The organism is Pseudomonas floridensis, from assembly GCF_002087235.1.
In the GTDB taxonomy this organism is placed as follows: Bacteria; Pseudomonadota; Gammaproteobacteria; order Pseudomonadales; family Pseudomonadaceae; genus Aquipseudomonas; species Aquipseudomonas floridensis.
The window spans coordinates 198,938-214,409 of record NZ_MUIO01000002.1; the positions used below are offsets into that span (position 1 = coordinate 198,938).

At 59.6% G+C, this 15,472-nt stretch carries 16 protein-coding genes; 5 read left to right on the plus strand and 11 right to left on the minus strand.

The window, feature by feature from the left end; genetic code table 11:
* Positions 1–211 precede the first annotated feature (211 nt).
* From araH to BZK31_RS01055, 5 genes are all read right to left on the minus strand, one after another.
* On the minus strand, positions 212–1,177 hold the full coding sequence (gene araH / locus BZK31_RS01035) for an L-arabinose ABC transporter permease AraH (RefSeq protein ID WP_167377813.1): 966 nt from the start codon (positions 1,175–1,177) through the stop codon (positions 212–214).
* A gap of 41 nt (positions 1,178–1,218) precedes the next feature.
* Positions 1,219–2,742 (minus strand): L-arabinose ABC transporter ATP-binding protein AraG, encoded by a 1,524-nt coding sequence (gene araG, locus BZK31_RS01040; protein ID WP_083180896.1) that lies wholly within the window; start codon positions 2,740–2,742, stop codon positions 1,219–1,221.
* A gap of 109 nt (positions 2,743–2,851) precedes the next feature.
* Positions 2,852–3,895 (minus strand): substrate-binding domain-containing protein, encoded by a 1,044-nt coding sequence (locus BZK31_RS01045; protein WP_083180897.1) that lies wholly within the window; start codon positions 3,893–3,895, stop codon positions 2,852–2,854.
* A 187-nt stretch (positions 3,896–4,082) separates the two neighbouring features.
* Complete coding sequence (locus BZK31_RS01050; RefSeq protein WP_083180898.1) at positions 4,083–4,955, minus strand: SMP-30/gluconolactonase/LRE family protein; 873 nt, start codon at positions 4,953–4,955, stop codon at positions 4,083–4,085.
* Between the two features lie 110 nt (positions 4,956–5,065).
* Positions 5,066–5,785 carry a FadR/GntR family transcriptional regulator gene (locus tag BZK31_RS01055; protein WP_083180899.1) on the minus strand — a complete coding sequence of 240 codons (720 nt, stop codon included), beginning with the start codon at positions 5,783–5,785 and terminating at the stop codon, positions 5,066–5,068.
* A 224-nt stretch (positions 5,786–6,009) separates the two neighbouring features.
* On the opposite strand from BZK31_RS01055, the gene BZK31_RS01060 reads away from it, so the two are divergent.
* Together BZK31_RS01060 and BZK31_RS01065 are read left to right on the plus strand one after the other, a co-directional pair.
* Entirely contained in the window at positions 6,010–7,158 is a 1,149-nt protein-coding gene (locus tag BZK31_RS01060) for an aldose epimerase family protein (RefSeq protein WP_083180900.1), read from the plus strand.
* A gap of 112 nt (positions 7,159–7,270) precedes the next feature.
* Positions 7,271–7,654, plus strand: coding sequence for a hypothetical protein (locus tag BZK31_RS01065; protein WP_083180901.1), 384 nt, complete (start codon positions 7,271–7,273; stop codon positions 7,652–7,654).
* On the opposite strand, the gene BZK31_RS01070 is transcribed toward BZK31_RS01065, so the two are convergent.
* Genes BZK31_RS01070 through BZK31_RS30260 form a run of 4 tightly spaced genes read right to left on the minus strand, consistent with a single transcriptional unit; the run spans position 7,648 to position 10,300 of the window.
* A complete protein-coding gene (locus tag BZK31_RS01070; RefSeq protein ID WP_083180902.1) occupies positions 7,648–8,544 on the minus strand; it encodes a metal ABC transporter substrate-binding protein in 897 nt (298 codons plus the stop codon). The two genes, BZK31_RS01065 and BZK31_RS01070, sit on opposite strands and share 7 nt — an antisense overlap.
* 12 nt (positions 8,545–8,556) lie before the next feature.
* Positions 8,557–9,426, minus strand: a complete 870-nt coding sequence (locus BZK31_RS01075) for a metal ABC transporter permease (protein WP_083180903.1) — start codon at positions 9,424–9,426, stop codon at positions 8,557–8,559.
* Positions 9,423–10,172, minus strand: coding sequence for a zinc ABC transporter ATP-binding protein AztA (aztA, locus tag BZK31_RS01080; RefSeq protein ID WP_083180904.1), 750 nt, complete (start codon positions 10,170–10,172; stop codon positions 9,423–9,425). Before aztA ends, BZK31_RS01075 begins: the two co-directional genes overlap by 4 nt.
* Positions 10,169–10,300, minus strand: coding sequence for a hypothetical protein (locus BZK31_RS30260; protein ID WP_279628778.1), 132 nt, complete (start codon positions 10,298–10,300; stop codon positions 10,169–10,171). Before BZK31_RS30260 ends, aztA begins: the two co-directional genes overlap by 4 nt.
* 187 nt (positions 10,301–10,487) lie before the next feature.
* Between BZK31_RS30260 and BZK31_RS01085 the strand changes: the two genes are divergently transcribed.
* Both BZK31_RS01085 and BZK31_RS01090 read left to right on the plus strand, forming a co-directional pair.
* The gene (locus tag BZK31_RS01085) at positions 10,488–11,708 is read left to right on the plus strand and encodes a putative DNA modification/repair radical SAM protein (protein WP_083180905.1); all 1,221 of its coding nucleotides are present in this window, start codon (positions 10,488–10,490) and stop codon (positions 11,706–11,708) included.
* Complete coding sequence (locus BZK31_RS01090; protein ID WP_083180906.1) at positions 11,705–12,544, plus strand: TIGR03915 family putative DNA repair protein; 840 nt, start codon at positions 11,705–11,707, stop codon at positions 12,542–12,544. Before BZK31_RS01085 ends, BZK31_RS01090 begins: the two co-directional genes overlap by 4 nt.
* A gap of 85 nt (positions 12,545–12,629) precedes the next feature.
* On the opposite strand, the gene BZK31_RS01095 is transcribed toward BZK31_RS01090, so the two are convergent.
* Positions 12,630–13,472 (minus strand): PhzF family phenazine biosynthesis protein, encoded by an 843-nt coding sequence (locus BZK31_RS01095; protein ID WP_083180907.1) that lies wholly within the window; start codon positions 13,470–13,472, stop codon positions 12,630–12,632.
* 147 nt (positions 13,473–13,619) lie between these two features.
* On the opposite strand from BZK31_RS01095, the gene BZK31_RS01100 reads away from it, so the two are divergent.
* On the plus strand, positions 13,620–14,468 hold the full coding sequence (locus BZK31_RS01100) for an NAD-dependent protein deacetylase (protein WP_083180908.1): 849 nt from the start codon (positions 13,620–13,622) through the stop codon (positions 14,466–14,468).
* Between the two features lie 3 nt (positions 14,469–14,471).
* Here the strand turns inward: BZK31_RS01100 and BZK31_RS01105 are convergent, their stop codons facing one another.
* Entirely contained in the window at positions 14,472–15,452 is a 981-nt protein-coding gene (locus BZK31_RS01105; protein ID WP_083180909.1) for an arsenic resistance protein, read from the minus strand.
* Positions 15,453–15,472 lie beyond the last annotated feature (20 nt).

Genomic DNA, 15,472 nt, shown 5'->3' on the forward strand with positions numbered 1-15,472 from the left:
ACAGAGGCTCAATCCGACAGCACAACACTGTGCGAGGAGAAAGCGGTCAAATAAGAGTCATTCCAAACGATCTTGGTTGCCTTGTGCCGGTATAGCGAGACTGCGAACAGAAGGTTTTCAGCGCTGAGCCCCAAAACTTCTACTTGATGCGCAACATCCTGTCTTGTGTTCTGAAACAGGACACAAGACAGGAGTGGCTACAGAGGATATTTCAGCGACGCTTCATCCGGTCAATGATCACCGCCAGCAACAGGATCGTGCCGCGGATCACATACTGGTAGAAAGTATCAATATTCTTCAGGTTCATGGCGTTTTCGATAATCGCCAGGATCAGCACGCCGGCGATCACATGGCGAATCATGCCAATACCGCCGGACAGTGATACGCCGCCCAGAACACAGGCCGAAATCACCGTCAGCTCGAAGCCCTGCCCCACCATGGGCTGGCCTGATGTCATGCGCGACGCGAGCACTACGCCTGCCAGAGCACCGATCAGGCCGTGCACGGCAAAGATGATGATCTTGGTGCGATCCACGTGAACGCCTGCCAGCAGCGCCGCTTCCTGGTTGCCACCGATGGCCATGGTGTTGCGGCCATAGGTGGTGTAGTTAAGCAGCCAGCCGAAGAAAATGAAGCAGACGATGGTGATCAGGATGGGCACCGGCACGCCATACAGTTGACCGTTGCCGAAGACGAAGAAGTCTTCGTTGGACACACCTACCGCCTTGCCGTTGGAGAAGATATACGCCAGACCACGAACGATCTGCATGGTCGCAAGTGTCGTGATCAGGGCATTGATCCTGAGTTTGGCAATCACGATGCCGTTGATCAGGCCGACCACCAGGCCCATCGCCAGCGCAGCAGATACGCCCAGAATCACACTGTCGGTGTCGCGGATCACGATCCCGGCGATGACGCCGGAACAGGCCAGAACCGAACCGATCGACAGGTCGAAGTGGCCGGACGCCAGGCAATAGAGCATGGTGCAGGCGGCAATACCGACGGTCGAAATCGCCAGACCAAGGCCACGCATGTTCAAGGGTGACATGAAGTTGTCGATGAACACCGCGCAGAGCAGGAAGATGCCCACGGCGGCCAGCAGCATGACCCACTCATCGGCAAAACGGCGCAGGTTCAAGCCCTGACGGGGAGCCCGCAGGCTGGATTCGGTAGACATACGCACCTCTTTTTTATTGTTCATGGTCCAGGACCAGTTGTTCAGCCGCGCGTGCGTGGCAGAGCCAGTTGCAGGAGTCGCGACTCGTCAGCCTCGTCGCGGTTGAGTTCACCGGTAATGGCACCTTCGCTCATCACCAGAATACGGTCAGAAATGCCCATGACTTCCATCAGGTCGCTGGACACCACAATCACGGCGATGCCATCGGTGGCCAGGCTGTGAATGATTTGGTAGATCTCGGACTTGGCACCGATATCGATGCCGCGAGTGGGTTCGTCGAGCAGCAGCACCTTCATCGGCATCGACAGCCAGCGCCCCAGAATCGCTTTCTGCTGATTGCCGCCGGACAGGTACATGATCTGCTGGTCAGGTGACGGGGTTTTCACGTTCATCGCCTGGATCTGGCCGCGCGCATTATCGCGCTCCCAGCGCCCCTGGATCAGACAGCCGAGACTGACATGGCGCGGACGAGCTCCGATATTGATGTTTTCCGCGACGCTGGACAGCGGCACGATGCCTTCCTTCTTGCGGTCTTCGGGACAGAGCAGAATACCGGCGGCAATGGCGTCACGCGGCGACTTGAGGGTCAGCGGCTTGCCATCCAGCTGCAGCGTACCCGCAGTGCTGCGGGTCAGGCCGGACAGCAGGCGAAACAGCTCGGTGCGACCAGCCCCCACCAGACCAAAGAAGCCCAGCACCTCGCCCTTCTCCACCGCAAAACTGGCCGGTTCCTGCAGGCCGGGCCCCATCAGCCCGGTCACGCGCAGGCTCGGGCCCTGATGCTGGCGAGGCCGATAGTTATAGATGTCCTGAATATCGCGCCCGACCATGCAGGTCACCAGGCGGTCATGGTCAAGGTCGGCCATCTGCTCGAACGTACGCACGAAGCGTCCGTCCTTGAAAACGGTCACCGCATCGCAGACACGAAAGATTTCTTCCATGCGGTGCGACACGTACAGAATCACCCGGCCTTCGTCGCGCAGGCGCACGATGATTGCCATCAAACGGTCGATTTCACGCGCCGAGAGGCTGCTGGTGGGTTCATCGAAGGCAATCACATGGGCGTTGCGCGACATGGCCTTGGCGATTTCCACCAGTTGGCGTTGACCAAGGGAAAGATCGCCCAAGCGCGTGCCAGGATCGATTTCATCGGCCAGCCCTTTCAGCAGCTCGGCTGCCCGACGCTGCATGGCACCGCGATTGATCAGGCCGAAGCGGTTTGGCATGTGGCCCAGTAGCAGGTTTTCGGCAACCGTCATCTCGGGAACCAGGTGCAGCTCCTGATGGATGACCGCCACACCGGCCGCGATACTGTCGGCCGTGGACTTGAATTGATGTTCCTGGTCGCCAATCTGCAGGCTGCCGCTGTTGGGCTGGTAAGACCCGCCAAGGATTTTCAGCAACGTGGACTTGCCCGCTCCGTTTTCGCCCATCAAGGCGTGCACGCTGCCGGGGCGCGCTTCGAAGCTGATATCGGACAACGCCTTGACGCCCGGGAAGACTTTGCCGATGCCGTTGAAACGCAGGGCACCGCCTGTTGAATGTTGCTTGATTGCTTGTTGCATGACGCCAATCTCCTCGCACGGTTGGGGACCTGCATTCAGGTCCCCCGCTCAGCTCACATCTACAGGCTGATAGCGGCCTGATCTTTCCTGGAGTCGTCGCGCGCGCGCATCAATTGGCCGCCGCAGCTTTATCTGTTGCGGCAGGCATGAGCCCGATCTTGGTGAGCACCTCTTTGTAGTTGGCACGGGTAATCAGCGTCACGTCATCCATGGCGGTGTACATCGGAGGCTCTTTACCATCCTTCACCCATTCATAGACGTACTTCGCCGTGTCATAGCCTTCTTTGTCCGGGCTAGGAAGCATAGAGCCGAAGAAGCCACTTTTCTTCTTCTGGAGCTCCTGAATGGCGTCTGTGCCATTGATACCGATCCCGATCACGTTATCAGCGCTAAAACCGTTGCTGGCAGTAGCACGTACACCACCCAGAACAGTGTTGTCATTCATGCCGCCAATGATCAGATTCTTGGCATCGCCCGGCAACTTGGGCAGCGCCGAGTTGGTGGCGTCCATGCTGCCAGGCACATCCAGGGTTTTCTGCGCCGTGAACAGGATGTTCTTTTCAGGCAGGCCAGCCTTTTTCAACGCATCCACGGAACCGTCGGTGCGTTTCTTGCCGGTATCCAGCTCATTGTAGGTGTTGATGATTGCGTAAGTGCCCTTCCACTCATTCTCATCCCACTTGCGGTTCTTGGCTTCGGTCGCCATCGCCGCACCCTGCTTCTGGCCGACTTCGAAGGCGGCCATACCCAGATACGGCACGTCCTCCATGAACTTGCCCTGGGCGTCGACGAAACGGTCATCCACGGCCATCACTTTCAGCCCCAGAGCTTTTGCTTTGGCAACGATAGCCGGACCGAGGGACACGTCAGGCGGGCAGATCACGAACCCCTTCGCGCCGTTGGCCGCCAGGTTATCGATAGCTGCCAGCGTTTTTTCACCGTCTGGTACGGCGATTTTGAGTACCTCGAATCCATGATCCTGACCGGCTTTTTCGGCAAATGTCCATTCAGTCTGGAACCAGGGTTCTTCTGGCTGCTTGACCAGAAATCCGATTTTTATCTTGTCGGCAGCAAACGTGATGCCACTCATGCCAAGGATGGCGGTGGCGACAGCGGCACAGCACAGGGAACGTATCCCGTGATGACTCAACATAGCTAACTCCTTATTTTTATTGAATAGCTACAGCGTTCAGCAAGGTGGCGATTTCGCAACGCGTGTGCGTCTGGAAACCGGTTAAATAGTCATACCATATTATGAATGACCGCAATGTAACCGAATGTCACTTCAGGTGAAGGCTTTGCGGCAGTGTCACCCGACATCTCCCTTGACCGGCCAGAAATCAGCCGGCAAAACGATTGCAATTCAGACCTGTTATCTCGACGTCAGCCATCAGAACCGCACCGTCAAATTCACCATTGGCGTCGGCAGGCGCGGCGCTGGTGACATACAACGTTTGCAAGTCAGGCCCGCCGAATACGCAACTGGTGGGATGACTGACCGGCAGATCGATGACCCGATCGACACGGCCGTCCGGGGCAAAGCGGATCAGGCAATTGCCGCCCCAACGTGCGTTCCAGACATAGCCATCGGCGTCCATGGCTGACCCGTCCGGCGATCCACGCACATGCCCGGCAGCCCAGATCTTGCGCGGACCAAGGCTGCCATCATCAAGAATCGGGTACTGATAAATGACTTCATCGAGCGTGTCGGCGCTGTACAGCACGTCACCCGCTGAATTCCACAGCAAGGTATTGACGATGCCTTGGCCTTCCAGCAACCGGGTAACCCGTGCATCCGGATCGACGCGGAACAGACCGCCCGAACGACGTATCAGCGGCACGTCACCACCTTCAGCGTCAATATTGTTCTGCATGCTACCCAGCCAGAGGCGGCCCTGAGCATCGCAGCGGGACTCGTTAGCACGGTTCCCGGACACCGGGTCCGCGACGCAGAACAACGAAAGTGAGGTTTTGTTGGAATCCAGATCGAGGCGGTAGACGCCGCTGGCCAGGGTGACCAGCGCGTCACCCCGCTCAGTGGGGATAAAGGCGGAAACCGGCTCGGGCATGCGCCACTGGCGATGCTCGCCATTGACGAGCCGACAGGCCAGGAAACCTGCGATATCGACCCAGTAGAGGGCCTGCTGAGCAGCGTCCCAAAAGGCGCCTTCAGCCAGCTTGAAACGGTGCTCGGAGACGGGCGACCAGTTCATGAAAATGTCCTTTGTTATTGTTGTAAAGGCACTTTTGATGTCAATGTAGCAACGATATCGGTGTTTCAATAAAGCTCGCGTAGCGGTCAATACTCATGAAACGGTGTCAGTCAGCGTGCTGTGTGCCCTTCCTCCTGCTGCCGGGCAAAATAGGTATCGATCACGCCAGCAGCCTGCTCGATCAGACTCATGCAGGCCCAGACACCCCGACCGGCATCGCGAGTGGCGATGGCTTCGGCCAGCTCCTTGTGCAGCGGCAGCGTCTTGCCCAACTGCCCCGGCATTCCCGACGTCACCTCGAACGATACGGCCAGTAACGCACCCAGCGCCGGCAGCATCTGCTCAATGAAGCGATTATGACTGGCTGCCAGCACTGCCTCATGGAAGCGCCGGTCGGCCAGGTTGTAATCGCCTTTGTCGGTGACTGAGGTCTCCAGCAAGCGATACGTCTCGCGAATCTCTTCGATCTGTTGCGCCGTCGCCCTGTCACACGCCCAGCGCACCGCCATTGGTTCGATGGTCCTGCGCAGGTCCAGCAGGTCTTTCACGAACGCTTCCGGGAGCCCCTTGCGTGCCAGCCAGCCGACGACCTGCGGATCGAACAGGTTCCAGCTTCGCAACGGCAGCACCCGCGTGCCGACCTTGGGGCCGACTTCCAGCAGACCTTTGGCCACCAGCGTCTTGATCGCCTCGCGCAGCACCGTGCGGCTGACACCCAACTCTTCGCACAGCGCAGCTTCAACCTTCAGCGTCTGCCCCGGCAGCACATTGCCCGCGGCAATCCAGGCACCCAGCCAATCCACCGTCGACGCGTGGAAATTACTGCTCATCTCCCGAAGCCTCACGCTGCGCCCTGTTGGTGGGCCGAGGCTAATCATCATATGAATGGCTGTCAAACCACTCGAACCGCTTTGCCAGGCAAACGCAACACCTGCATTACTAAATAGTATTACAATTAATTTTTCAAGCTGCATTTTTTGGGCTATAAATCCTTCCATCGGATAAAAAGCCGATCAAATAGTCTTACCAATAAAAATAAAAGCGGGTAGATCAGATGAAAAAGCATGCTCTTCTCAGCACCCTTGGACTGTCTCTCATGATCAGCACGTTGACCGCGCACGCCGCAACGCTTTCAAGCGACCACAGCAGCTTCGGTCAGTTGCCCGACGGCACGCCCGTCGAGAAGTACACCCTGCGCAACAGTCATGGAATACAGGCCAGCATCATTACGTACGGCGCAACGCTGCAATCGCTCATGGTTCCTGACAAATCCGGCAAGGTGGAAGACATCGTGCTCGGCTTCGATGATGTGCAGGGCTATCAGAACAACGGCACGGTCTATTTCGGTGCCACCATCGGCCGCTTCGGCAACCGCCTGGCGGGCGGCACGTTCAGCCTCGACGGCAAGACGTATCAGGTGCCGCTCAACGATAAGACCAATGCCCTGCATGGCGGCAATCAGGGTTTCGACAAACGACTCTGGAAGGCCGAGAGTACCAAGGCGGGTGAGTCGGTTGGCGTGAAACTGACGTACGTATCGCCCGACGGTGAAATGGGCTTCCCCGGCACGCTGACGACCGAAGTCACTTACAGCCTGAACGACAAGAACGAGCTGAAGATCGATTACCGCGCGACCACCGACAAACCCACGGTGCTGAACCTGACCAACCACAGCTATTTCAATCTGGCGGGCGCTGGCAGTGGCGATATCCTCAAGCAGGTCGCCACCCTGCACGCTTCGCACTACACGCCCGTCAACGACAAACTCATCCCGACCGGCGAGTTGCCCGCCGTCAAGGGCACGCCGATGGATTTCCTCAAGCCCACCGCCTTTGGTCAGCACATCAAGGATGATCATCAGCAACTCAAATATGCCGAGCCCAAACAAGGCGGCTTCGATTTCAACTGGGTGCTGGACACCAAGGGCGACGTGAAGAAACTGGCGGCTGAAGTCAGCGATCCACAGTCGGGGCGCACACTGCAATTGTTCACCACCGAACCCGGCGTGCAGCTCTACACCGGCAACTTCCTGGATGGCAGCATTCACGGCAAGGGCGGCAAGGTGTACCCGCATTGGGGCGCTTTCACGCTGGAAACCCAGCATTATCCGGACGCGCCGAACCAGCCGAAATTCCCGAGTACTCGACTCGACCCCGGTAAGGCCTACACCCAGACCACCGTCTTCAAATTCCTCAATCACTGAGGCAGCCTGTCGCGCAGCCCTTGTCGAACGAGGGCTGCGCGTTATCATCAATGAGTCGCGTAGTGAAGGAGTACGACATTCCCCCCACCCTCCGAACATTGAGGATGACGATATGTCTGCTCAGATTGACCCTTATCGCTTACCGGCTCTTGCTCACTATCTGTCCGGCCTGGTGTTTGCCGACAGGGCCACGCCGCAACACCCTCTTCCCCTCTACACCTTCGTCGGCCACTACAACGCAGCGCTGGAATGGGTCGCGCTGGACGACTTCATCGATACGGTCAGAACCGAAGGGATCACGGCTGAAGGATTCAGTGCGTTTTGGGTGATTCCACCGGCCGGCGCGCCTGAAGAAGGCAACCCGAGAAACACAGAGTCGAGCGCCGGAGAAAACGGACGTGGGCAATTTACCGACTGCCTGACCCTCACCGAGGTGTACGGCGACTGGATATCATCGACCCGCTACACCCCGTTGAGCGTGGACACGGATTACTGATCCTTTTTCATTGCCGCAACCAGCGTATCGACGTTGTAGCGAAACATCTTCGCGTAGGTCGAAGCGGGCCCGTCTGGCGGCGACAGCGCCTCGACATACAGCTCACCACCTGGCTGCGCACCGCTGGCCTCGGCAATCTGCTTGACCAGACGCGGATCACCTGAATTCTCGAAGAAATAAGCGCTGACGTGCTCGGCCTTGATCTGACGGATCAGTTTCGAGACATCTGCCGCCGAGGCTTCCGATTCGGTAGACAGCCCCAACGGCGACAGGAACGTCACGCCATAGGCATCACCGAAATAGCCGAACGCGTCATGCGAGGTGAGAATCTTGCGATTGGCCGCCGGAATGGCCTTGATCTGGTCGCGAGCGTACTGATCCAACTGTTGCAACTGGGCAATGTAACGATCGCCATTGGTCTGGTACAGGTTGGCCCCTTCGGGATCGGCCTTTTTCAAGGCGGTCACGATGTTGCGCACGTAAATCACCCCATTGGCGGCGCTGTTCCAGGCGTGCGGATCGGTGATGCGTTTGCCGTCCTCATCCATGCTGCGGGTCTTGATGCCCTCGGACAGTACGATCGGCTGGCCCTTGTAGCCGGACGCCTTGATCAGGCGATCCATCCAGCCTTCCAGATGCAGACCGCTGACGAACGTCAGGTCTGCACTCTTCAAGGCCTGAGCATCGGTCGGTGTCGGTTCGTAAACATGGGGATCGCCGTTGGGGCCGATCAACGAGGTGACGTGCACGCGATCGCCACCCACGGTGCTCACCATATCGGCGATCACAGTGAAGGACGCCACCGCTTCAAGCGGCTTCGCCTGGGCGATGGAGGCAAAGGCAGACAGCGCCAGAGCGGCCATTGAACTCAACAACATCAATCGTTTCATGACATACCTTTTTCAGTGAGCCAGGTGAGGTTTGGGAAACAGTCGACGGACAATGCCCGTGCGCCCGAACAGCAGCGAAATCACGTAAAACGCACTGGCGGTCAGGACAATGGCTGGCCCCGACGCGACGCCAAAATGGTAGGAAACGATCAACCCGATCAGACCGGCGAGGGTCGCCAGCAGGGTCGAAATGAGCATCAGCGCGCTTAGCGAACTGGCCCAGAAACGCGCCGCCGTTGCAGGGAGCATCATCATGCCGACCGCCATCAGCGTGCCCAGCGCCTGAAAGCCGGCCACCAGGTTCAGCACCACCAGTAACAGGAACAGCACGTGATAGAGCGAGCCGCGCCCGCCCACAGCGCGCAGAAACCCCGGATCGAAGCATTCGAGCACCAGCGGGCGGTAGATCACGGCGAGCAGAATCAGCGTGAACGACGCGATGCCGCCGACCATGTAGATAGAAGCGCTGTCGATCGCCAGAATAGTGCCGAACAGCACATGCAGCAGGTCCACACTGGAGCCATGCAGCGAGACGATCAGCACACCGGCCGCCAGTGACGTGAGGTAGAAACTGGCAAAACTGGCGTCTTCGCGCAACGCCGTCAGGCGACTGACCAGACCGGACAGCAGCGCGACTGCAAGCCCGGCGATCAGCCCGCCGAACCCCATGGCCGGCAACGACAACCCTGCAACCATGAACCCCACGGCAGCGCCTGGCAGAACGGCATGGCTCATGGCATCCCCGACCAGGCTCATGCGCCTGAGCATCAGCAGGACACCGACCGGCCCGGAGCCGATACCCAGCGCCAGGCAGGCGACCAGCGCGCGACGCATGAAACCGAATTCGACGAAGGGCTCAACCACCAAGGTGTAAAGCATCATGACTGCCCTTCCTCAACGTCGCACATCGCCTCATTGACGCTCCAGTATTCAGCCATGTTGCGTGCCTTGCGCAGGTTGGCGACGCTCAATACCTCGGCCGTCTCGCCCCAGGCTATCGCTTCGCGGGCCATCAACAGTGTTTGCGGGAAGTGCTGGCGTACCTGTTCGATGTCATGCAGCACCGCGATCACGGTTCTGCCCTGGCCGTGCCAGACCCGCACCAACTCGAGCAGGTCACGCGTCGTGCGGGCATCGATAGCGGTGAACGGCTCGTCGAGCAGAATCACCGATGCGTCCTGCAGCAACAGGCGAGCGAACAAGACCCGCTGGAATTGTCCCGACGACAGCGAGCCGATGCTGCGCGCTTCGAAGCCTTCCAGCCCGACGGTCTGCAAAGCCTGACGGGTGAGGTCAGCGTGTTTGCGGGTCAGGCTGCGAAACGGCCCGATGCTGTGCCAGGCGCCCATCGCCACCGTATCGGCGACGCTCAACGGGAAGCTGCGATCGATTTCGGCAGCCTGTGGCAGGTAGCCGATCGTGCGGGTCGCCAGGCGACCCCGATCAACACGACCCTGGGCAGGTTTCATGGTCCCGGCGATGGCCTTGATCAGCGTGGACTTGCCCGCGCCGTTCGGGCCGACGATGGCCGTGAGGCTTCCGGCTTCGAACCGCCCGCTGAGATGATGCACGGCAGGACGTCGTTCATAAGCGACGGTGAGATTTTCCAGCGCAATGGCCGCGCTCACGGAATGGCCACCGACCAGGCAATGGCCAGCCACAACAAGCAGAGAACGAATAACGAGAACAGAATCCGCTTCCAGGCTGACTGGGCCAGAACCGAGCGTGCAATCGAAGGGGAATGCGATGTCTTCACGAAAGAGCAACCTGCAACTATTCGTTACAGTATTACATAGCCATTCATCTTGCGTTATAAAATAACGCTTAAATTTGCCATCATTCAGCAGCCGTTCATGCTTGACCTTCGGTCAGCTTCCTTGCGCCTTGCTTGAGTCTTCAGGGACAACCCGATACTGTACATGCAAACAGTAACGGGGAATTCCATGCAGCTCATCGACAAGCTCAGCATTCTGGCGGACGCCGCCAAGTACGATGCGTCATGCGCAAGCAGCGGAGCACCCAAGCGCAGCTCGCAGGACAAGTCCGGCCTGGGGTCGACCAATGGCATGGGCATTTGCCACAGCTATACGCCCGATGGGCGTTGCGTTTCCCTGCTGAAGATTCTGCTGACCAACTTCTGTTTGTACGACTGCCAGTACTGCGTCAATCGCCGTTCCAGCGATGTACCGCGCGCCCGCTTCACGCCTGAAGAAGTCGTTACCCTGACCCTGGATTTCTACCGCCGCAACTGCGTCAGCGGTCTGTTCCTGAGTTCCGGCATCATTCGTTCTGCGGACTACACCATGGAGCAATTGGTCGAGGTCGCCCGCCTGCTGCGCGAGGTGCACGAATTTCGCGGTTACATCCACCTCAAGACCATCCCTGACGCGGACCCCGCGCTGATCGCCCAGGCGGGCCGTTATGCCGACCGCTTGAGCGTGAACATCGAACTGCCCACCGACCTGAGCCTGCAGACGCTGGCGCCGGAAAAGGACGTGGCGTCGATCAAGCGTTCGATGCAGACCATTTACACCGGCGAGCAGACCGTGCGCAACGAACCCCGCGCACCAAAGTTCGCGCCCGCCGGGCAAAGCACGCAAATGATCGTCGGCGCCGACACCACCGACGACAGCACCATCCTGCACAGCGCCCAGTCGCTGTACAGCAACTTCAAGCTGCGCCGGGTCTATTACTCGGCATTCAGCCCGATCCCCAACAGCCCGAACAGCGTTCCGCTGGCCGCGCCACCGCTGATGCGCGAACACCGGCTGTATCAGGCGGATTTTCTGCTGCGTGGCTACGGCTTCACCGCCGGTGAACTGCTCGACGGCCCCGGCGATCTGGCACTGGACATCGATCCGAAACTCGCCTGGGCACTGGGCAACCGCCAGGTATTTCCGCTGGACCTGAACAACGCCGATCCGGCATTGATTGCACGCGTGCCGGGTATTGGCATCCGCACCACCCAACGACTGGTCGAACTGCGCCGCCAACGGCGTATCCGCTATGAGGACCTGACCCGCATGCGTTGCGTGCTGGCCAAAGCCAAACCGTTCATCATCACCAGCGACTACCATCCGCCTCAGGCCGAGACCACCAGCGAGTTCCTGCATCATCAGTTGCGTGACCGCCCGCAACCTCAGCAAATGGGACTGTGGGGATGATCTGTCTCGATTGTGATGACCTGTTCGACACGTGGCGGCAACAGGCACGCTGGCTACTGAGCCACGGGATCGACCCCAGCCGGGTCAGCTGGAAGTCGCCAGACGCCGCCGATCTGTTCGGCAGCGACGAAGAATGTCCAAAGGCGCAAGGCCCGTTTCAGGCACGGGTGCCGCTGGAATTGCTGCACCTGCTGGAGAGCGCGTCTCGCTACCGCGGCGAGCAGCGCTGGAGCCTGTTGTACGAGGTGCTGTGGCGCGTCAGCCACGGCGACCGCACGGCAATGATGGCGGGCGACAAGTTGGGAAGCGAGCTGCATCGACGACTCAAGTCCATCAGCCGTGAAGCGCATCACCTGCATGCCTTTTTGCGCTTCGTGGCGCTGCCCGCCGCCGGGCAGAGTGACGAACTCATGCGCCCGGAATACGTGGCATGGCATGAACCGGCTCACGACATCCTGCGCTCGGCCAGCGAGCACTTCATCGGCCGCATGGGCCAGCATCGCTGGATGATTGCCACGCCGCAGGACGGTGTGTATTTCGACGGCAAGCAGCTGTTTCATGAACGTCGCTGCCCCGAGGCCTGGCAGACCATGGCGCGTCAGGTCGATGACCCGCATGGCGAGCTTTGGCTGACCTATTACAGCCATATCTTCAACCCGGCGCGCCTGAACCCCAAGGTCATGGAAGGCCATTTCCCGTCCAGGTTCTGGAAAAACCTGCCCGAGGGTCCGTTGATTCCGGCGCTGATCACTCAAGCCCGTACCGGCAAACAGCGCGACGGTCAGGCCAACGACATCGCCACCCGACGCGGCAAGAAGATTGCGCATAGAGACTGATTTCGCTGGCGCAACCCGTCCTGCCCGTGGAGGTTCGCTAACCAAGGAAGACTGGCTGCGCGACGATCCGCACTGCTGCAGCCGGTCAGAGCGAAACGCGCCCGTCGATGCAGGTCACCGTCGAACCGCCAACCCACACGTCATCACCCACGCGATTGACCTGCACCCTGCCCTTGCGCCCTATGGCCGCGCCCTGACTGGCGACATAGCTGTCTGCAGTCAGTCCTTCTTCCAATACCCACAACGCGATACCGGCATTCAGGCTGCCGGTCACCGGATCTTCGAGCATCCCGTCTCCCGGGACAAAGGCTCGCACTTCAAGCTGGGCCTCATCGCCATCCACTGCCGGGTTCCAGAGCGCGAATACGCCGATCTTCAACCCTTCCAGTTTTGTGACGTCCGGCTCCAGCGCAAGCACGCTGGCGCGGTCGCTCAATCTGACCACCAGCCAGCCAGGGCCATTGTCGGCCCAGCGTGCGTCCAGAATCGCCCCCGGACCCAGTCCGAGTCCGTGGCGCACCTGCTCGACCAGATCGGCGTCCACCGGGCCGGAGCGCAACAAGGGCGGCGCGGTAAAAGCCAACTGCTGCCCATCCCGACGAATCCTGACCAGACCGATACCGCACTCCTGAATGATTTCCTCGCCCCGCGCCCTGCCACCGCTCTCGAGCCAGGCATGACAGCTGCCAAGCGTCGGATGACCGGCGAACGGCAATTCCGTAAGCGTAGTGAAAATACGCACACGATAATCGGCTTGAGGGTCGGCAGGCTTAAGCAGGAAGGTGGTTTCGCTCAGATTGGTCCAGCGTGCAAAGGCTGCCATCTGCTCGTCGCTCAGGCCATCGGCACCCAGTACCACGGCCAATGGATTGCCAAGCAACGGCTGATCACTGAAAACATCGACCTGTTTGAAATCGAATGAGCGCATGCGCGGCTTCCTTGTCATTTATCAATACGCAAAGGTCGCATGTAATCGACCGCCAGAACAACTGTATGAACCGCAGCACCGATCATGCAGCGTGGGCATTTGATGGTAATGTCACGCTCATGACCTGCCAACCCGCCGAGGTTTGAAATGCTGGACAGACCTACCCGCGAACAGCTCGATTCTCTGGCCCGAAGTATGGTTGAGCGCTCGTTTTTGGTGGTCACCGGGGCTGGTATCAGCACAGCGTCCGGAATTCCCGATTATCGCGACAAGGAAGGCGTGCGACGCGGCAAGCAACCGATGATGTATCAGGAGTTCGTCGGCAACCCCGAGGCACGCCGGCGCTACTGGGCGCGGGCCATGCTCGGCTGGCCAAGAATTCGTGCAGCGCAGCCCAACGCTGCGCACCAGGCATTGGCCCGCTTGCAGAACCACGAAGCCATTAGCGGGCTGATCACCCAGAACGTCGACGCGCTGCACAGTCAGGCTGGTAGCCATGATGTCGTCGAACTGCATGGCAGTCTACACCGGGTGCTGTGCCTGGAGTGTCATCAGCGCCATGATCGCACGGCGATTCAGGACGTGCTGCTGAAGCAGAATGCTTACCTGTTGGGCGTTCATGCTACGCAGGCGCCCGATGGCGACACGCTGCTGGACCCGGCCTTCGAGGCAGGCTTCAAGGTGCCACATTGCCCTCACTGCCAAGGCGACCGGCTCAAGCCGGACGTGGTGTTCTTCGGCGAGAACGTCGCCCCGCCCACGGCCGCGAAAGCCACGTCCAGTGTGGAGCGCGCCGAGGGCCTGCTGGTGGTGGGCACTTCGCTGATGGCCTGGTCGGCGTTTCGCCTGTGCAAGGCGATGGCCGAACAGGGCAAACCCATCATAGCGATCAACCACGGCAAGACACGCGCTGACGATTTGCTGGAGCAGAAGATCGAGGCCTCCTGCGAAGAGCTGCTGCCGCTGCTGGCCGAACAGCTGACGCTATCCCGCTAAGCGTTAACCGGCGACCTCGACCGGCCGCGTATCGCGGATCAAGGCCGGAATCGCACGGATATAGATCAATTCGCTCACCAACTCGACCAGTGTCTGGGTGATGACCGCTGCAGCCGCCAGTTCTCTGATCCCCTCAGGCAGTGCGAGCGCCAGCGGCAGCACCACCAGCGAGTTGCGTGTCGAAGTGCTGAACGCCACCGATCTGGCGGTCATGGCGGTCAGCCTGAACGCCCGTGCGACCAGAGCACCGGCCAGCGGCGCGAGCAGCGCGAACCCCAGGTACACGGGGATCACCGGCAGCAAACGCTCCAGGCTGTTCACCAGCGTCGGGATCTGCGAACCAATCACCACGACCAGAACCGCCGCCATGGCTGGAACTGGCATCCAGGCCCATGCCGCGTTCCAGCGCTGCATGACGGCTGAGCGTTTGCAACCGGCGGCAGTCAGCACCGCGAGCACCAGAGGCAAGGCAATCAACAGCACAAACGCCTCGACGAAGGGGCGCAACGAGATCACTACCGATGACTCACTGCCCAGCATCAAGGCCAGATACAACGGCAGCAACAGCAATTGAAGCACAAGCAGCAGCGGCGTCGCCGCCAGCGTTAGCCTGGAATCACCTTTGCCCAGATGAGTGAAAACCACTACGTAATCGATACACGGCGTGAGCAGCACCAGCAGAGCCCCGACCAGAATCGCCAGGTGTTCGGTCAAACCTCTGGTCAGCAGCCAGACCAGCAACGGGATGACAATGAAGTTGGCGATCAGCAGCGCGACCATGAAACGTCTGTCGCCAAGCCCTTGGCGCACCTCGAGAAACGGAATTTGCAGAAACATCGCATACATGAGCACGGCAATCGCAGGTGTCACCCATCCGGCCAGCATCTGAGAGGCTACTGGTGCGAAAATCGCGCCGACGGCCGCCGTCAGCACTGCAATGAAATAGATCGGAATCTGCTGCCGTTCCAGTTGTTCTCTGCTCACGCTGAATCCTTAAAACGTTG